This is a genomic window from Dermacoccus sp. Tok2021 (assembly GCF_019895135.1).
Taxonomy (GTDB): Bacteria; Actinomycetota; Actinomycetes; order Actinomycetales; family Dermatophilaceae; genus Dermacoccus; species Dermacoccus abyssi.
In genome coordinates this window covers 296,273-314,000 of record NZ_JAGTHU010000001.1, presented here as the reverse complement: position 1 = coordinate 314,000, position 17,728 = coordinate 296,273, and the positions used below count along the sequence as shown (strand labels likewise).

Sequence of the window (17,728 nt, the reverse complement as noted above, 5' to 3'; positions counted from 1 at the left end):
ACCCTGCCGTGCCTGCCACGACACCGTGTCCCACAACGATGGCCCCCCTTCTGGGCTCATGCTGACCTGCGCCTCCGACCATCCGTGATCGTCGAGCGCGCAAGCGCGATGCCGTGGCTCCGCTCACTACCGACACACAAGGACATCACCCATGCATTCCACCCTGAACCGTCGACAGTTCCTGTCCGTCGGCGCACTGACCCTCACCGCCGCCGGCCTCGCCGGATGCAGCACCACTGCCACCAAAACAACCTCATTCGTGAGACCCAGCAGCACCGCGGTCACCGCCGCGGAGGCGAAGCGCCGCAGCACCGGTGCTGTCGTGCACCGCGCGCTGACCGCCGAGCCGGTCACCCTCGACCTCGGCGGGAAGACCGCGAAGACCTGGGCCTACCGGGGAGCCTCGGCGACCCAGCCGCTGCGCGGCAACGTCGGCGACACCCTGAAGGTCGCCTTCACCAACGATCTCCCTGATCCAACCAGCGTCCACTGGCACGGGCTGGCGCTGCGCAACGACATGGACGGCGTGCCGAGTCTCACCCAGGATGCCGTGAAGCCCGGCGGGTCGTTTGATTACGAGTTCACACTGCCCGAATCAGGCACATTCTGGTTCCATCCCCACGTCGGCACGCAGCAAGACCGTGGTCTGTACGCGCCGCTGATCATCGATGACCCGAACGAGAAGGGCGACTACGACAAGGAATGGGTCATCGTCGTCGACGACTGGCTCGACGGCATCACCGCAACACCGGACGAGGTGATGAAGGAGCTCGGCCAGGGAATGATGGACCACGATAGTGGGGGACACGGTGACATGGACATGGGCCCGATGCGAATGGGCAACACCCTCATGGGCGCGACCTCGCCTCTGCTCGGCGGCGACGCAGGCGACGTCTACTACCCCCTCTACTTGATCAACGGCAAGCCCGCCAACGACCCGCAAACCTTTGCCGCCAAGCCTGGAGAGCGGATCAGGCTGAGGATCATCAATGCTGGCGGCGACACCGCCTTCCGCTTCGGCGTCACCGAGCACGAGATGACGATCACGCACTCCGACGGATTCCCCGTCAAACCCCTCAAGGCAGAGAGCCTCGTTCTTGGAATGGGGGAGCGCTACGACGCAGTCGTCACTGCCGGCGACGGCGCATTCGCAGTCATCGCCGAAGCCCTTGGGAAGCAGAACCAGGCCCTTGCTATTCTGCGCACTGGGTCGGGAAGCGCGCCCGCGATGGACGTGAAGCTGCCCCAGCAGAAGACCCCCGCCACCGCGGACAGCCTCAAAGCAACCAGTTCAGTCGCTCTGCCGAACCGCGCTGTCGACCGCACCCTCTCACTTGAGCTGACCGGTGGCATGGAGAAGTATGACTGGGCGATCAATGGCAAGCGCATGAACATGGACAAGCCGATGCGCGACGCCCTCGGTATCGTCGAAGGGGAGCGGGTCGCCCTCGAGTTCAAGAACTCGACTAAGATGTGGCACCCGATGCATCTGCACGGACACACCTACCAGCATTCCGGGGGAGGGCCGCGCAAGGACACCTCGATCGTTGTTCCCGGCACAACGTTGCGGGTCGAGTTCGATGCCGACAATCCCGGACGGTGGCTCTCGCACTGCCACAACGTCTACCACGGGGAAGCCGGTATGATGACGACGATCGCCTACCAGGTGAACTGAAGCATCGGGGCCGCGCGCCTTACCGGCGCGGCGCAGGTCATCGCTGCTCCTCCCGGCCTGGGCAGAGAAGATCTCCGAAGTGCGCTTCGAGGTTGGTTCGGGAGCGAGCAGCCTGCGACGATAGTGGTATGCAAGGTGAACAAGTCGTCAAAATTCGCACGTCATATCGGTCCCTCCGAATAGCGAGCCCTCCTCCGTCGGCAGAGCGCGTATTTTAGAACACCCGACCAATGTCGGTGCCATCTTCCGTTCCGCTGCGGCACTCGGCGTCGATGCCGTGCTAGTGACGCCCCGGTGCGCCGACCCGCTCTACCGGCGCTCGATCCGCGTCTCAATGGGCACGGTGTTCCAGGTGCCGTGGACCCGCATCGAACCGTGGCCGGGCGGCATGGACGCGTTGCGCGAGCAGGGTTGGGCCTTCGCCGCGATGGCTCTCGGCGACGACTCGGTAACGCTCGACGAGTTGGCGGCCCGCGCGCCGGAGCGGCTGGCCCTCGTCATGGGTACGGAGGGCGACGGCCTCGGCAAACGAACGGTGGCCGGCTGCGACCTCACGGTGCGGATTCCCATGGCCGGCGGCGTCGACTCGCTCAACGTCGCCGCGGCGTCCGCCGTCGCCATGTACACGTTGCGCGCCTGACGTCGAACCCGCGCCGCACCACGGCCCCCCGGCCCAGCACTTCACTGGACAGCATCGACGACGCCCCACTCGAGCTTGGCGGGTTCTAGCAGTCCTCGCAACACCCAGACTTTTTGGGAGTTGCGAGGACTGTGTCGGTTGACGGGGTGAAGGCAGCGTTCCTGGCTGCGATGGATGCCCATGATGGGAACGTGTCGGCTGCTGCTCGCGCGGTCGGTGCGAATCGGAACTCGGCGTACGCGTGGGCGCGCCAAGCGGGCCTTCGCGGGCGTGGGAAAACCGGGGCCGGTCCGCACCCGCGCCGTGGTGAGTACGACTTGTTACGTGCTCGTGGAGTCTCGCGCCGGGAGGCTGCCGCCCTGGTCGGCGTGCATGCGCGCACAGCTCATGACTGGGATCGGGGGATTCGTCAGATCGGTCATAGCCGCCTGCACTCCGATGGGCGCCTGGTCGACTATCGCACTGGTACGACGACGATGGTCGGCATGGACACCTTGACGCCGACGTTGGCGGCGTTATCACGGCCCCTACACCCGCGATACGTGACGCTCGAAGAGCGGGAGAAGATCGCGGACATGCGCCGGGAGGGAGCATCATTGCGCACGATCGGGCGCGCACTGGGACGGCCTGCGTCCACGATCAAACGTGAGATCGACACCTACACCGATGAGGCGGGCCGCTATCGCCCGTATGCCGCGCACCGGGCGTGGACGCAGTCGCGGGCCCGTGCGAAGGAAGCGAAACTCGCCCAGCCGGGCCGGCTGCGTGACTACGTGATCGCGAAGTTGGGTGTGAAGTGGTCGCCCGAGCAGATCCACAATGTCTTGATCAAGGAATTTCCTGACGATGAGGACATGCGGGTGAGCACCGAGACGATCTACCAAGCGATCTACGTGCAAGCCCGCGGCGGATTGAAGCGTGAAGTCACAGCGGCGTTGCGCACGGGCCGCGCCCGCCGCCGCCCGCACCGCAGCCCGGATCAGCGCGCGAGCCGGTTCGTTGATCCGATGGTCATGATCAGCGACCGGCCACCCGAGGTCGCTGATCGTGCGGTGCCCGGGCATTGGGAGGGCGACTTGATCATCGGAAAGGATGGCGCGTCAGCGATCGCGACACTGGTGGAGCGTCACACCCGGTATGTGATGCTCGCTCATTTACCTGGTGGCGCGCATGACGCGTTGACCGTCAGGGACGCGCTCATCGCGACGATCGGTGGGTTGCCACAGCATTTGCGGGCGTCGTTGACGTGGGATCAGGGCGCGGAGATGGCGTTGCACAAGCAGTTCAGCATCGCGACCGGCACCAACGTGTACTTCTGTGACCCGCATTCACCGTGGCAACGCGGCAGCAACGAGAACACGAACGGATTGCTGCGTCAGTACTTCCCAAAGGGCACTGACCTGAGCGTGCACGGGCCCGCCGAACTGGAACTCGTCGCTGCCGAGCTCAACGGGCGCCCACGCAAAACGCTCAACTGGGACAACCCAGCCGAGCGCCTGCGTGATCTACTTCAAACCACGTGATCAATCAGGTGTTGCGAGGACCACGAGAATCAGCCCAAGCTCGAGTGGGGCGTCGTTGTGAGCCGGATCAGTGACCGTAGGTGGCCGTGATCGTTGCGCGCGCCGCGGTCTGGAAGACCGCGTTGAAGCTGAGGACCGCGGGGGTGACGCTGTCGTCGATGGCGAGCGGGTCGCCCTCGATGGCGTGCACCGCGAAGATGTAGCGGTGGGGACGATCGCCCTCGGGCGGAGCGGCGCCGGCGTAGCCGCGCGAACCCGTGTCGTTCGTCAGCTGGAAAGCACCTTCGGGCAGGTTCGTGCCGTCACCGGCGCCTTCGGGCAGTTCAGTGACGTCGGCGGGGATACCGGCCACGGCCCAGTGCCAGAAGCCGGACGGTGTGGGGGCGTCGGGGTCGAAGCACGTGACGACGTAGGAGGTCGTCGACTCCGGAGCGCCGCTCCAGCTCAGCTGAGGGGAGCGGTTGCCACCGGTGAAGCCCCAGTCGTCGAAGACGTGCGCGTCGGCGAGCGTGTCGCCGTCGGCGAAGTTCTCGCTCGTCACGGTGAACGACGGAACCTCGGGCAGGAGGGAGTAGGGGTCGGGTGCGACGGGTCGTTCGAGAGTCATGTTTCGACCCTATGCCGCGACCTCGGGCGTTGTCAGCCGCCCGACGGGGTGACGAGGCGCGACACAAGCCGATCGAGGGTGAGTGCCGGATCGTCGGTGACGCCGCCGTGCAGGGGGCCGGGCTGAAGGATCGTCGAACGAGGGGCGGTGATCCATCCGAAACGCTGCCCCAACTTCGGCATCGCCGGTCGGCCGGCGCAGGCCTCGCCACGCACAGCGGCACACATACCCTCGAGCGCGGCTTCGACATCAGCCGGGTCGAGGTGCGGTGCGAAAGCTTCGAGGCGCTGCGGCGCGAGATCGAAGCGGGCGTCGAGGAAATCGGCCATCTGCGCATAGACGACGACGCCGACGTTGAGGAACTCCTCGCGCTCGATCGACGGCACGAGACGCAGGAGGACGTACTGGTAGCCAATGCCGCTCATCGCGCACCCTCCGCGTGGGCGGGCGACCAGGCCTGCGGTGAGGCCAGCCGCGCGAGAAGGTTCTCGACGTAGGCCCCGCGGACGTCGGTCGGCGTCGGCATGGCATCGGTGGCTTCGAGCCACTCGTCCGGTACGAGGCCGAGGATGCGCTCGAGGAGCTGTGCATCGACCTGGGCGCTGAGCCGTTCGTGCGTCGCGGCGGCTTCGGTGGCCACGCCCCACATGATGTGCGAGGTGGCCTCGAAGCGTTGCGCGGCGAACCGCTCCGGGTTGGAGCCCTTCGACGGCCACGAGTAGTGGAAGTAGAGCGCTGCGCCGTGATCGATGCACCACGTGTTGCCGTGCCAGCGCACGAGATTCGGGTTGTGCGGCGTGCGGTCGATGTTCGCCGTGAACGCATCGAGCCAGAGGATGGTGGCGGCTTCGTCGGCGGGCGGCGGCTGCGAACCGTCGTAGGCGAACGCGCCGGGCAGCAGGTCCACCCCGAGGTTGAGCCCGAGGCTTGCCGTGAGCAGGTCCTGTACCTCCTCGTCCGCCTCGTACTTCGCGATGGGTTCGGGGAGCTCGACGAGCTTCAGCGCAGGAACCCGCAGGCCGAGGGTTCGTGCGAGTTCACCGACGACCACCTCGGCGACGAGAACCTTGAGCCCCTGACCGGCTCCGCGCAACTTGACGACCCACGTGCCGTCGTCACTTCCCTCGACGACGCCGGGCAGCGAACCGCCCTCCTTGAGGGGGACGACGTACCGCGTCGCGGTGATGGTCTCGAGCACCGCAACAGGGTAGCCGGGCCACTAGGCTGACTGCATGGAACCGGTCTACACCTCCGTCATCGGCCTGGCCCGCACTCTCTTCGCCGGCCAGGGCCTGAAGTTCACCCTCCTCGGCGAGGACAACGTGCCGCGCACCGGCGGCGCCGTCGTCATGATGAACCACCTGTCGTACATGGACTTCACATACGCCGGCTTCCCCGCGCGCAAGCACAAGCGCCTCATCCGCTTCATGGCGAAGAAGGAGGTCTTCGACAACAAGATCTCCGGTCCGCTCATGCGCGCCATGAAGCACATCGCCGTCGAGCGCGGCAACGGAGCGGCGAGCTACCGTGCAGCGGTCGACGCTCTCAAGGCGGGAGAGATCGTCGGCATCTTCCCCGAGGAGACGATCTCGCGCTCCTTCGAACTGAAGTCCTTCAAGTCCGGTGGCGTCCGCATGGCCAAGGAGGCCGGCGTTCCGATCCTTCCCATGATCATCTGGGGCTCTCAGCGCGTGTGGACCAAGGGCAAGCCCAAGCGCATGGGCCGCACGAACACGCCCATCACGGTCGCCGTCGGTGAGCCGATGCACTACGACGAGGCGCTCAGCCCCGAGGAGAACACCGAGCGTGTCAAGGGCGTCATGAAGACCATGCTCGACGAGATCCGCGCCGCCTACCCGAAGCTCAGCGGCAGCGACCTCGAGTTCCTACCGGCCTCCATGGGCGGAACCGCCCCGACGCTCGAGGAGGCCGAGGCCGAGGACGCCCGCGTCGCCGCCGAGCGTCGCCGCAAGTTCGTCGAGAAGCAGCGCGAGAAGCGCGACTGATCTCGGGCAGGTGCCGAGCGAGGCGCTGGCAGCCCCGGATTTCCGGGGTTGTCAGCGCCTCGCCCTAGGGTGAGGACATGTCGATCGACCACGTCGCCACTCGCGTCCTCGAAGCGCTCGCCGGCCCAGGTGCCACCCTCCGCGACGATCAGCGCACCGCCGTCGAAGCGCTGTCCCGTCCGGGTGCCCGCGTCGTCGTCGTGCAGGCCACAGGCTGGGGCAAGTCCGCCGTCTACTGGGTCGCCACGGCAGCCTCCCGCGAACGAGGTGACGGTCCCACCCTCGTCGTCTCGCCGCTGCTCAGCCTCATGCGCGACCAGGTCGCCGCCGCCTCCCGTGCGGGCCTGCGCGCCGCGGCCATCCACTCGGGCAACCTCGACTCGTGGAGCGAGATCGAGGCAGCCGTGGCCGCCGACGAACTCGACGTTCTCCTCGTCTCACCCGAACGCCTCGCGAACCCGACCTTCGGCAAGCGCGTCATGCGCGGCCTCGCCGGGCGCCTCGGTCTCCTCGCCATCGACGAAGCCCACGCAGTCTCCGACTGGGGCCACGACTTCCGGCCCGACTACCGCCGCGTCGCCGACGTCCTGCGCGAACTGAACCCCCGCACGCCCGTGCTCGCCACCACGGCCACCGCCAACGAGCGCGTCACCGAGGACCTGGCCGCCCAGCTTGGGGAGTCGTCCCTCGTGCTGCGCGGTCCGCTCGCCCGATCGTCCCTCCACCCCGCGGTGCTCCCGGAGATGACGGCGCTCCAGCGCTACGCGTGGGTCGTCGATCACCTCGCGTCACTGCCGGGCAGCGGCATCGTCTACACCCTCACCGTCGCGGACGCCGAGCGCCTGACGGCCGCCATCAAGGCGGCCCACGGCGATTCCCTTCCCGTCGAGGCCTACACAGGTCAGCTGGAAGCCGGTCAACGCGAGCACCTCGAGGACGCTCTGCGGCGCAACGAGGTCAAGGCCCTCGTGGCCACGTCGGCCCTCGGGATGGGCTATGACAAGCCCGACCTCGGCTTCGTCGTCCACCTCGGCGCACCGGCGTCGCCGGTCTCCTACTACCAGCACATCGGGCGAGCCGGGCGAGCCATCGAGCACGCCGTCGTCGCGCTGTTGCCAGCGGCCGGTGACGAACACATCTGGGATTACTTCGCCACGGCCACCATCCCGCGCAAGGACCAGGTCGAGTCCCTCCTCACCGCACTGCGTGCCTCCGACGGGCCGATGAGCGTTCCGGCCCTCGACGCCGAAACAGGCATTCGCCGTACCCGCGTCGAACTGCTGCTCAAACAACTCGCTGTCGACGGTGTGGTCGAGCGCAGGGCCGACGGATGGAGCGCCACCGGCGCCCCGTGGACGTTCGACGAGCAGCACTACAAGGGCGTCATCGCCACCCGTGAACGCGAGGCCGACATCATGCGCAGCTACATCGCAGGCCGCGAATGCCTCATGAAGCTGCTGCGCACGGCCCTCGACGACCCGCAGGCCGAGAACTGCGGCCGCTGCTCCGTCTGCCTCGGACATCTGCCCGAACCGCTGAGCGCCGACGTCGACGCCGCCACGGTCGAGCGCATCGCCGCCGTGCTGCGCGCGGAGACCATCACGCTCGAACCGCGCAAGATGTGGCCAGGCGGTCCCTTCGGGGCGCGCGGGCGCATCCCGGCGGAGCTGGGAGCAGATCCGGGGCGGGTCATCATTCACGCCGACGCTGCCGAGTGGGAGGACGAACGCCGCGAGGATGCCCGCGCCGGTGGAAGCGAGCCACCCTCGCAGGCGCTCCGAGACTCGGCGGTGCGTGTCCTCGCGGCCTGGGCGTCCACCTGGCGCCGCCGCCCGAGCTGCGTCATCGCGCTTCCCACACGCACCGCATCGGCCGCCGTCGCCACGGCGCGCGTCGAGGGCCTCGCCGAGCACCTGGGCGAGGTAGGCAAGCTGCCCGTGGCGACGTGGAACGGCGTCCCGCCGGACACCCAGGGTCTCTCCGGAGCACAGGTCGCTGCGGCGTGGCGCGACGCCTTGGCCACGACGGGTTTCCCCGACGTGGCCGGCGCGAGCGTTCTCCTCGTCGTCGACACGACAAACACGATGTGGGAGCCCACCGTCGCCGCGGCGAGCCTGCGCGAAGCCGATGCCGATGTCGTCCTTCCGCTAGTCATCCACCGCGCGGTCGGCTGACGTGGCGTGCGTCGAATCGCCGGTCGCCCGGCCTCGGTTCTAAGGTGACGTTCATGCGTGCACTCACCGTCGTACCCCTGAAGGCCGACTCCCTCGCCGTCACCGACATGCCCGACCCGAGCCGTGGTGACGACGAGCTCCTCGTCGAGGGCCTCGCGCTCGGCGTGTGCGGCACCGATCACGAAATCTCCGAAGGCGCCTACGGCTGGGCCCCCGACGGTGCCGAGCGCCTCATCCTCGGCCACGAGTCCCTCGGACGCGTCCTCGAGGCTCCCCAGGGCAGCGAGTTCGCACCGGGTGACCTCGTCGTCGGCATCGTGCGTATGCCCGACCCCCAGCCCTGCGTCGCGTGCGCCCACGACGAGTGGGACATGTGCCGCAACGGCGAGTACACCGAGCACGGCATCAAGCAGATCCACGGCTTCGGTTCGAGGCGCTGGAGCATTCCCGCCGAACACGCCGTGAAGCTCGCACCCAACCTCGAGAAGGTCGGTGTCCTTCTCGAACCGACCACCGTGGTCGCCAAGGCGTGGGAGCAGGTCGAGCGCATCGGCTCGCGCGCCTACTTCGACCCCAAGAGGGTTCTCGTCACCGGCGCCGGCCCCATCGGTCTCCTCGGCGCCCTCATCGGCGTTCAGAAGGGCCTCGAGGTCTACGTCCTCGACCGCGCCACCGAGGGCATCAAACCCGAACTCGTCGAAGCGCTCGGCGCGCACTACGTCACGGGCGATGCCGTCGAGCAGATGACCACCATCGCCCCCGACGTCGTCATCGAAGCCACCGGTGCCGTGCCCGTCATCTCGGCCGTGCTGGCCAACAACGTGCCCTACGGCATCGTCTGCCTCACCGGAATCTCGGCTCCGCACGAGTCCGAGGTCGACCTCGGGTTCATCAACCGTGACCTCGTGCTCGACAACGGCGTCGTCGTCGGCTCCGTCAACGCCAACCGCCGCCACTACGAAGAGGCCGCCGCAGTGCTCGACCGTGCGGACAACGCGTGGCTCGAGCGTCTGATCACGCGCCGGGTGCCGCTGGAGGACTTCGCGCAGGCCTTCGAGCGTCAGGACGGCGACGTCAAGGTGGTTCTCGACCTCACGTGAGAAGCGACCCCAGCATTCTGCACGTCGACCTCGACGCCTTCTTCGCGTCGGTCGAACAGCGGGACAAGCCCAGTCTGCGTGGGCGACCTGTCGTCGTCGGGGGCACGGGGATGCGTGGGGTCGTCTCGACGGCGTCGTACGAGGCCCGGGTCTACGGTGCCCGCAGTGCGATGAGCACGGCGGAAGCTCGGGCGATCTGCCCCGCCGGAACGGCGTTCCTCTCGCCGCGCTTCGAGGCATACCGCAAGTCGTCCCTCGTCGTCATGGATCTGCTGCGTGAGCTGTCGCCGCTCGTGGAGCAGGTCTCCATCGACGAGGCGTACGTCGATCTGCGGGGCGCCGACCTGGAGGATCTGGAGGTCGACACCGTCCGGAAGCGACTCGAGCGCCTCGACGCCGACATCCGGGAGGCAACCGGCGGCCTCACGGCCAGTGCCGGTGCGGCCACCTCGAAGATGCTCGCGAAGATCGGCTCGGACCTCGACAAACCGAACGGCATCACGATCGTCGCGCCGGGGGAGGAGGAGAGCGTCCTCGAACCGATGAGTGTGCGGGCGATCAGCGGCGTGGGGCCGGCCACGGCGGCCCGGCTGCGGACGTTCGGGGTCGAGACGGTCGGCGACCTGCGGCGCATGACCGACACCGACCTCGTCAGCGTGTTCGGCGAACGGCACGGGCGCTCCCTCTTCTCGCTGGCGCGGGCCCGGGACGACCGCGAGCTCACGCTCTCGCGCGAGGCCAAGAGCATCTCGAACGAGGAAACCTTCGAACGTGACGTGCACGAGCGTCACGTCCTGCACCGCGAGATCGAGCGCATCGCCGAATCGGTCGGGGCGCGCGCCGAGAAGGCCGGTGTCTTCGGCCGAACCGTCCACCTCAAGGTGAGGCTTCCCGACTTCACGGCCCTGACGCGCAGCTTCACGACCACCTCACCGACACGGGACGCCGACGTCATCGCGCGAACCGCCACACGCTTGCTCGACGGGCTCGATCTGCCTCAGGGTGTGCGCCTGCTCGGCGTCGGTCTCAGCGGGTTCGTAGCGCACGCCCAGACGGGACTGTTCGATCTCGAGACCTCGGCCGACGACGAGACCGAGTACCCGGAGGTCTTCGCACCGTCACCGCAGGACGAACCCGCCCCCGGCAGTGACGCCATCGATCTCTCGACACGCTTCAGCCCGTCGCCAGAGCGCCGCTGGCGTACCGGAATGGACGTCCACCACCCCGATCACGGCAACGGCTGGGTCTGGGGCTCCGGGCGCTCGCGCGTCACGGTTCGCTTCGAGGGGCCGACCACCCCGCCGGGACCGGTGCACACCTTCGCCGTGGACGACGAGGCCCTCTCACCAGCAGAAGCGCCGAGCTGGACGTAGATCACGTCTCAGCTGGGCGCTTCGCCGGTTGTTCTTCGGACTGTCAGTCGGCAGTCACGCCCAGGGCCGCCGCCAAAGCGGCCGGAGCCTTCGCCTCCTCCGCGCGCCCCTGCCGCTGCAGCGTTCGCGCGAGAAGCATGGCGGCGTAGCCGTTCGTCGGCTGATCGCTCATGACGGCACGAGCGGTGCTCTCGGCGAGATCCAGCCGGGCCGAGTGGTAGTAGGCGCGGGCGAGCAGTTCACGCACGTCACCGAGCCCGTGGCGGTGGTCGACCGGCTGGCCCAGGATCCATTCGAGCCGCTCGGCGGCATCGACGTAACGGCGGCGTTCGAAGTCACGCAGGGCACCCTTGTACTCGACGCGGGCGTCGGTGCGCACGGGGGTTAAGTCGCTCCACGGGTAATTCGTCATCGAAGGCCTCCTGACCGATCGGTCGATGTTCTGAGATGTAAGACAATCGTTAGGGTTTCGCATTCCCGACCCCAGTCGGACCACGTACGGTGGGCCGCAAGCGCATTGACGGCCAACCCTTGGGAGCGGAACACGATGAACGGCAGTGCATGGCTGATGTGGCTCGGCGTCGCGCTCGCGATGGCGGCCGTGGAGGCCGTCACGGTGGACTTCGTGTTCATCATGCTCGCGATCGGCGCTCTCGCCGGCGCCCTGGCCTCCTTCCTCGGCGCAGGGTTCGTCCTCAGCGCGGTCGTCGCGGTCGCTGTCGCAGTGGGCCTCCTGTTCACGCTGCGCCCGGCCCTGCGCAAGCGTCTGCGCCCCAAGCGTGACAACAGGGACATCGGTCCGACGTCCGTCGTCGGCCTCACCGGCTACGTCGTCGAGCCCGTGTCCGACACGGCCGGCCTGGTCAAGGTCCACGGTGACCTGTGGACCGCGCGTACCGACGTTCGCACGACGCTGCCGCTGGGCTCGTCCGTTCAGGTCGTCGAACTGCAGGGCGCCACCCTGCTCGTCGACCCGGCCAGCCCCGGCGCCCACTACTGATCGCGCGCCACCACAGTCCGAAGCACACACACTGCCGGGCACCCGAACCGGCGGGGGAGGGAACACCATGTCACCAGGACTCATCGCCGTCCTGCTGCTCGTCCTGTTCGTCGTCGTCGTCCTCATGCGGACGGTGCGCATCGTGCCGCAGCAGACGGCGCAGATCATCGAGCGCCTCGGTTCGTACAACCGCACCCTGACCGACGGTCTGCACATCCTCGTGCCGTTCATCGACCGCGTCCGCGCGAACATCGACCTGCGCGAGCAGGTCGTCACCTTCCCGCCGCAGCCGGTCATCACGAGCGACAACCTCGTCGTGAGCATCGACACCGTCATCTACTACTCGGTGACCGACCCGAAGTCGGCCGTGTACGAGATTGAGAACTTCATTCAGGGCATCGAGCAGCTCACGGTCACGACGCTGCGTAACGTCATCGGTTCGCTCGACCTCGAGCAGACGCTGACCTCGCGCGACCAGATCAACGGCCAGCTGCGCGGCGTGCTCGACGAGGCGACCGGGCGCTGGGGCATCCGCGTCAACCGCGTGGAGCTCAAGGCCATCGACCCGCCGGCTTCGGTGCAGGACTCCATGGAGAAGCAGATGCGCGCCGAGCGTGACCGCCGCGCCGCCATCCTCAACGCCGAGGGTTTCAAGCAGTCGCAGATCCTCACGGCCGAGGGTGAGAAGCAGTCCTCGATCCTCAAGGCCGAGGGCGAGGCCCAGGCGGCCATCCTCAAGGCACAGGGTGAGGCCCGCGCCATCCAGCAGGTGTTCGACGCCATCCACCGGGGCAAGCCGACGCAGCGTCTCCTCGCTTACCAGTACCTGCAGACACTGCCGCAGCTCGCTCAGGGCGACTCGAACAAGATGTGGGTCATCCCTTCCGAGGTCACGGACGCTCTGCGCGGCATCTCGAGCGCCCTCGGCGGCGACGCCGGTCGCCCGGGAGACAACGACGACGAGGAATGGGTCGACCCCGGCACGAACGACACCAACGCGTTCGCCGACACCACCCTCGAGGACCCGGAGGTCGCTCTGGCGAACGCCCGCGGTGAGGCCAACCAGGCCACGACCGAGGCAGAGCGCAACACGCAGACGGCCGCTCGCCCCGTGCGAGCTGCTGCTCCGTCAGCCGCCGAAGATGCCCCGAGCGAAGTCGAGCGCCCGCAGATCGCGCCCTCGCCGCACGTGGCTGCTCCCACGTTCGACGAGGCTGCTGGCTCGCCGGAGCCGGCACCGCAGGAGGTGCGCGAGGAGCGTCCCGTGCGCGCGCCGCTGCAAGGTGTGAACCGCGACGAGCAGGGGAATCCCAACGCCTGACGTATGACGTTTCGACGTCGTCGGCACGCGAACGGCCCGCCGACATCACCGTGTCGGCGGGCCGTGGCGCACCCCCAGGATCTCGATGTGCATTCGCCGGAATCGCCTGGTAGTGTTTTCCCTCGTTGGAAGGACGCGGAAGCGGCCGGAAAACACCACCTGTCCGGGTGGCGGAATGGCAGACGCGCTAGCTTGAGGTGCTAGTGTCCTTTATCGGACGTGGGGGTTCAAGTCCCCCCTCGGACACACCGCGAAGCGGCTCGATGAGAGATCATCGGGCCGCTTTTTCGTGCCCGGAAACGGGTGGCAGAGTAGGAGCATGACTTCTGCAGCCGCCGAAAGCGACGTCCTTCGTATCTGCCGTGACCTCATTCGCATCGACACGAGCAACTACGGCCCCGGGGTCGAGGGGCCGGGGGAGCGCGAGGCGGCCGAGTACGTCGTCGGTCAGCTGCAGGAGGTCGGCCTCGAGCCCGAGTTGTTCGAGAGCGAGAAGGGCCGCGCTAACGTCGTCGTCCGCATCCCCGGTGAGGACTCCGAGCGCGGGGCTCTCGTCGTCCACGGGCACCTCGACGTCGTTCCGGCGGAAGCGGCCGACTGGACCCACGACCCCTTCGCGGCAGACCTGGCCGACGGGTGCGTCTGGGGTCGCGGCGCCATCGACATGAAGGACATGGACGCCATGATCCTCGCGACGGTGCGTGACTTCGCCCGCCGCGGCGTCAAGCCGTCGCGTGACCTCGTCGTCGCCTTCTTCGCCGACGAGGAAGCCGGGGGAGTGCTCGGCTCACACTGGGCCGTCGACAACCGCCCCGAGCTGTTCGACGGCGCCACCGAAGCTATCAGCGAGGTGGGCGGCTACTCCGTCACCGTGCCGGCAGCCTCCGGTGGTGACCAGCGGGCCTACCTGCTCCAGACCGCGGAAAAGGGCATCCGGTGGCTGCGCCTCACCGCCCACGGACGCGCCGGACACGGCAGCGTGCCGAACGATGAGAACGCCATCGTTCGACTCGCGCAGGCCATCACGCGCATCGACGCCCACGTGTGGCCGCGCCAGTACATCGCGAGTGTGCGCGCCCTCCTCGACGGTCTGTCGACCACCACGGGCATCACGTACGCCGACGACGACAACACCGCCCTGCTGTCCACGATCGGCGGGGCTCGCGGCTTCGTCGAAGGCACCCTGGCGAACACGTCGAACGTGACGATGCTTGCGGCGGGGTACAAGCAGAACGTCATTCCTCAGACGGCATCGGTCAACGTCGACTGTCGCTTCCTGCCCGGCCACGAGGACGAGCTCATGGCGGTCATCGAGGAACTCGCCGGCGAGCACGTGACGGTCGAGACGTTGCATCGGGACATCGCGCTCGACGCACCGTTCGAGACGGACCTCGTCGATCGGATGAAGTCGGCTCTGCGCGCCGAGGACCCGGGATGTGAGGTGCTGCCCTACTGCCTCTCGGGCGGCACGGACAACAAGGCGCTCAAGGAACTCGGCATCACCGGCTACGGGTTCGCACCCCTGCGTCTGCCGGCCAACCTCGACTTCGCCCCGATGTTCCACGGCATCGACGAGCGCGTGCCGGTCGAGAGCCTGGAATTCGGTCAGCGCGTCCTGGCGCGCTTCCTCACCGACTGCTGAGCGGCTCGCGGCTCCGCCCGACACGACAGGAGTCAGAGCAGGCCGCCGGGGGACTCGCGGCGCATGCGAATGATGCGCCGGCGCAGCCAGACCCGACGCATTCCGCCGAGGTAGAGGCGCGTGCGCGCGAGTTCCCAGTGCCCGTACTCCGCCTCATCGGTGAGGGCCTGTCGGATGTCTCCGCGGCTGGTGCCGCGCTCGAAGGTGAGCGTGCGGTATTCGTACTCGGGCATCTGCACATTCTGCCGCGTTCGCGGTAGCGTTTTCCACATGACCGCAGACCCGCGCGCAGCTCTGGAAACACTCACGAGCGCCTTCGAACGTCACCTCGAAGCATGTTCCGGACGACGGGGAGAGAACGACCCCGCGGTCGTCGCCGCCTACCAGGCGTTGGCCGATGCCTTCGAGGACTACGACGACGCCCTCATGGACGCCTTCAACGAAGTCACACCGCTCGAGGTGTACTCGGAGGAGGACTTCGACGAGGAAGACGACGAAGATGACGACGACGAGTACGACGAGGAAGACCTCGACGACGAAGACGAGGACGACGAGCACTGAGCGGCGCGCGTCATAGTGCAATGACGCTCCGAACATGAGCAAGGCCCGCCGGCAACGGCGGGCCTTCCTCATGTCTAGTGTTGCGAGGCGACTCAGCGGGTGCGCGAGACCTCGTCGAGGACGGCAAGGATCTCGTCGGGGACGACGAGTTGGCCCGCACGCAGGAGCACGCGCATCTGCGCTGGTGTTCGCGCACCGACCATGAGGGCGTCGAGTCCCTCCTGCCGCAACTGCCAGGCGAGGGCCAGTTCGCTCGGGTGCACGCCCAGCCCCTCGGCGGCGGTGGCGAGCGACTCGACGACGGAACGCGCCGAGGCACCGAAGTGACGGGGCTGGAGCGGGACGACACCGGCGGCCCTGCGCGAGTCCGCCGGGGTTCCGTGGCGGTACTTGCCGGTCAAGGCCCCTCCCGCGAGAGCGCTTCCGCCGAGCACACCGTGGCCCCGAGTCCGAGCTGCGTCGACCACGTCGGTGTCCGCAGAACGCTCGAGCAGGCTGTACTCGGTGGCGTGCGCCGCGAGACGGATGCGCCGCGTGGCCAGTTCGTGGCTGAGATCGACTGCGCGCCAGGCCGGTACATCACCGACACCGACGTAGGTGGCGCGCCCTGAGGTCAACGCCCACTCCATCGTCTCGGCCACCTCGGCGCTCGGCGTCACGCCGTCGAAGCCGTCGACCAGCCACAGGTCGAGGTGCTCAGTGCCGAGGCGGGCCAGCGACGCGTCGAGGCCCGCCATGAGCGCCCGACGCGACGTGTCGCCGCTACTACCGGGCACCGGCACACTGTGCGAGCCGCGCCCGGAACGTCCGATGAGAAACACTTCGTCACGCGCATGGCGGCCGCCGACGATCTCACCGAGAAGTTCCTCGGCCACGCCGCCGTCCGTGTCACCGACCTCGAGGGTGAAGCCACCGGCGTCACGGTAGGTGTCGACGACCTCGGCGCCCCGTTCGGCGTCGACGCTGCCGCCCCACCCGGAGACACCGAGGACGACACGACTCACCCGGGCGCCGCTCGCGCCGAGGGTCGCGACGTCCACGTGCGGTCGGTCGTCGTGCAGGTGCGTCAGTGAGCTCACAGCCATCCTGTTCTCTTGAAGGTGCGCCACAGGAGCACACACGCGGTGACGAGGACGGCGAGCACGACGTAGTAGCCGTAGTAGAACTCGCTGCCGCCGACATTCACCGATGCTTCCAGCTCCGGCATCGAGTGGAAGTTCATGCCGTAGATGCCCGCCAACATCGTCGGGACGGACGCGATCGCAACCCAGGCCGAGATCTTGCGCATGTCGTCGTTCTGGCGAACCGAGACCTGCGCGAGGTGGGCCGACAGGACATCCGACAGGAGCCGGTCGTAGGTCTCGATGTGCTCGTGGACGATGAGGAGGTGATCCTGGATGTCACGGAAGAATGGCGAGAACTCGTCGGGCACGAAGCGTGCCGCGAGCAACCGCCGAGCGGGCTCGATGAGGGGCTGCACGGCCCAGCGCGCTTCGAGCAGTTCGCGCTTGAGCGCGTAGATCTCACCGACGTCCGTCGTCAGGCCGGGGGTGAACACGCGGTGCTCGATGGCGACGACGTCGTCACTCAACTCCTCGTCGATGGTGCGGTAGCGGTCGACCACCGCGTCCATGACGCTGTAGAGCACAGCCATCGGCCCCTTCTCGAGCATCGTGGGGTCGTGTTCGAGCGCAGATCGCACCTGCTCGAGGGGCGCGGGTTCACCCCGTCGCACCGTGACGACGAAGTGGGGGCCGACGAACGCCATGAGTTCACCGGTTTCGACGTCGGAACTCTCGTCGATGTAGCGCAGGGTGCGCATGACGACGAACGCCATGTGGCCGTAGATCTCGAACTTGGGTCGTTGGCCGCCCTTGAGGGCATCCTCGACAGCGAGGGGGTGCAGCTCGAGTTCACGGGCGAGGTGTTCGAACTCGTCGGCCGTCGGATCCTTGAGGCCGATCCACAGGAAGCTGGACTCGTCGTCCCCTCGGGCCTGGAGTTCAGCGAGTTCGTCGCTGATGTCACCGCAGGGCAGGCGTTCGCCCCGGCGGTAGACGGCCTGGTCGATGATCACGGGCTCATTGTCCTCGACCATCCGGCCCG

At 67.8% G+C, this 17,728-nt stretch carries 17 protein-coding genes, 1 tRNA gene and 1 pseudogene; 12 read left to right on the top strand and 7 right to left on the bottom strand.

The genetic code is table 11. The annotated features are described in order from the left end of the window. Positions 1 to 151 precede the first annotated feature (151 nt). From K9D12_RS01485 to K9D12_RS01475, 3 genes and pseudogenes are all read left to right on the top strand, one after another. On the top strand, positions 152 to 1,675 hold the full coding sequence (locus K9D12_RS01485) for a multicopper oxidase family protein (RefSeq protein WP_129663514.1): 1,524 nt from the start codon (positions 152 to 154) through the stop codon (positions 1,673 to 1,675). A 211-nt stretch (positions 1,676 to 1,886) separates the two neighbouring features. Then, a pseudogene (locus K9D12_RS01480) lies at positions 1,887 to 2,315 on the top strand (TrmH family RNA methyltransferase); the annotation flags it as partial. Positions 2,316 to 2,791: 476 nt separating this feature from the next. Continuing rightward, positions 2,792 to 3,838, top strand: coding sequence for an IS30 family transposase (locus K9D12_RS01475; protein ID WP_225910816.1), 1,047 nt, complete (start codon positions 2,792 to 2,794; stop codon positions 3,836 to 3,838). 67 nt (positions 3,839 to 3,905) lie between these two features. Here K9D12_RS01475 and K9D12_RS01470 read toward each other — a convergent pair whose 3' ends face one another. Genes K9D12_RS01470 through K9D12_RS01460 form a run of 3 tightly spaced genes read right to left on the bottom strand, consistent with a single transcriptional unit; the run spans position 3,906 to position 5,643 of the window. Next, on the bottom strand, positions 3,906 to 4,445 hold the full coding sequence (locus tag K9D12_RS01470; RefSeq protein ID WP_129663516.1) for a YbhB/YbcL family Raf kinase inhibitor-like protein: 540 nt from the start codon (positions 4,443 to 4,445) through the stop codon (positions 3,906 to 3,908). 32 nt (positions 4,446 to 4,477) lie between these two features. Then, on the bottom strand, positions 4,478 to 4,870 hold the full coding sequence (locus K9D12_RS01465) for a DUF3037 domain-containing protein (protein WP_118912388.1): 393 nt from the start codon (positions 4,868 to 4,870) through the stop codon (positions 4,478 to 4,480). Continuing rightward, entirely contained in the window at positions 4,867 to 5,643 is a 777-nt protein-coding gene (locus tag K9D12_RS01460) for a HipA family kinase (RefSeq protein ID WP_129663518.1), read from the bottom strand. The genes K9D12_RS01465 and K9D12_RS01460 overlap by 4 nt, the downstream gene beginning before the upstream one ends. 34 nt (positions 5,644 to 5,677) lie before the next feature. Between K9D12_RS01460 and K9D12_RS01455 the strand changes: the two genes are divergently transcribed. The 4 genes from K9D12_RS01455 (at position 5,678) to K9D12_RS01440 (ending at position 11,098) form a co-directional block, all read left to right on the top strand. Beyond that, the gene (locus tag K9D12_RS01455; RefSeq protein WP_129663520.1) at positions 5,678 to 6,451 is read left to right on the top strand and encodes a 1-acyl-sn-glycerol-3-phosphate acyltransferase; all 774 of its coding nucleotides are present in this window, start codon (positions 5,678 to 5,680) and stop codon (positions 6,449 to 6,451) included. A gap of 77 nt (positions 6,452 to 6,528) precedes the next feature. Beyond that, positions 6,529 to 8,625 carry an ATP-dependent DNA helicase RecQ gene (locus K9D12_RS01450; protein WP_223059263.1) on the top strand — a complete coding sequence of 699 codons (2,097 nt, stop codon included), beginning with the start codon at positions 6,529 to 6,531 and terminating at the stop codon, positions 8,623 to 8,625. Between the two features lie 53 nt (positions 8,626 to 8,678). Then, on the top strand, positions 8,679 to 9,725 hold the full coding sequence (locus K9D12_RS01445) for a glucose 1-dehydrogenase (RefSeq protein ID WP_129663524.1): 1,047 nt from the start codon (positions 8,679 to 8,681) through the stop codon (positions 9,723 to 9,725). Continuing rightward, positions 9,722 to 11,098 (top strand): DNA polymerase IV, encoded by a 1,377-nt coding sequence (locus K9D12_RS01440; RefSeq protein ID WP_129663526.1) that lies wholly within the window; start codon positions 9,722 to 9,724, stop codon positions 11,096 to 11,098. Before K9D12_RS01445 ends, K9D12_RS01440 begins: the two co-directional genes overlap by 4 nt. Positions 11,099 to 11,141: 43 nt before the next feature. Here the strand turns inward: K9D12_RS01440 and K9D12_RS01435 are convergent, their stop codons facing one another. Beyond that, entirely contained in the window at positions 11,142 to 11,510 is a 369-nt protein-coding gene (locus K9D12_RS01435) for a tetratricopeptide repeat protein (protein ID WP_129663528.1), read from the bottom strand. Positions 11,511 to 11,645: 135 nt separating this feature from the next. Between K9D12_RS01435 and K9D12_RS01430 the strand changes: the two genes are divergently transcribed. The 4 genes from K9D12_RS01430 (at position 11,646) to K9D12_RS01415 (ending at position 15,061) form a co-directional block, all read left to right on the top strand. Next, a complete protein-coding gene (locus tag K9D12_RS01430; protein WP_047312822.1) occupies positions 11,646 to 12,098 on the top strand; it encodes an NfeD family protein in 453 nt (150 codons plus the stop codon). Between the two features lie 67 nt (positions 12,099 to 12,165). Beyond that, positions 12,166 to 13,419: an SPFH domain-containing protein gene (locus tag K9D12_RS01425; RefSeq protein ID WP_129663530.1), complete on the top strand. Its 1,254-nt coding sequence runs from the start codon at positions 12,166 to 12,168 to the stop codon at positions 13,417 to 13,419. A 161-nt stretch (positions 13,420 to 13,580) separates the two neighbouring features. After that, positions 13,581 to 13,665: transfer RNA gene (locus K9D12_RS01420), tRNA-Leu, on the top strand. Positions 13,666 to 13,738: 73 nt separating this feature from the next. Further along, the gene (locus K9D12_RS01415) at positions 13,739 to 15,061 is read left to right on the top strand and encodes a M20/M25/M40 family metallo-hydrolase (RefSeq protein ID WP_129663532.1); all 1,323 of its coding nucleotides are present in this window, start codon (positions 13,739 to 13,741) and stop codon (positions 15,059 to 15,061) included. Positions 15,062 to 15,093: 32 nt separating this feature from the next. On the opposite strand, the gene K9D12_RS01410 is transcribed toward K9D12_RS01415, so the two are convergent. Further along, positions 15,094 to 15,294: a DUF5703 family protein gene (locus K9D12_RS01410; RefSeq protein ID WP_047312900.1), complete on the bottom strand. Its 201-nt coding sequence runs from the start codon at positions 15,292 to 15,294 to the stop codon at positions 15,094 to 15,096. Between the two features lie 37 nt (positions 15,295 to 15,331). On the opposite strand from K9D12_RS01410, the gene K9D12_RS01405 reads away from it, so the two are divergent. Further along, positions 15,332 to 15,622, top strand: coding sequence for a primosomal protein (locus K9D12_RS01405; RefSeq protein WP_118912380.1), 291 nt, complete (start codon positions 15,332 to 15,334; stop codon positions 15,620 to 15,622). 92 nt (positions 15,623 to 15,714) lie between these two features. Here the strand turns inward: K9D12_RS01405 and K9D12_RS01400 are convergent, their stop codons facing one another. Together K9D12_RS01400 and K9D12_RS01395 are read right to left on the bottom strand one after the other, a co-directional pair. Next, positions 15,715 to 16,701 (bottom strand): aldo/keto reductase, encoded by a 987-nt coding sequence (locus K9D12_RS01400; RefSeq protein WP_165357864.1) that lies wholly within the window; start codon positions 16,699 to 16,701, stop codon positions 15,715 to 15,717. Beyond that, the gene (locus tag K9D12_RS01395; RefSeq protein WP_223059262.1) at positions 16,698 to 17,699 is read right to left on the bottom strand and encodes a magnesium and cobalt transport protein CorA; all 1,002 of its coding nucleotides are present in this window, start codon (positions 17,697 to 17,699) and stop codon (positions 16,698 to 16,700) included. Before K9D12_RS01395 ends, K9D12_RS01400 begins: the two co-directional genes overlap by 4 nt. Positions 17,700 to 17,728: the final 29 nt, after the last annotated feature.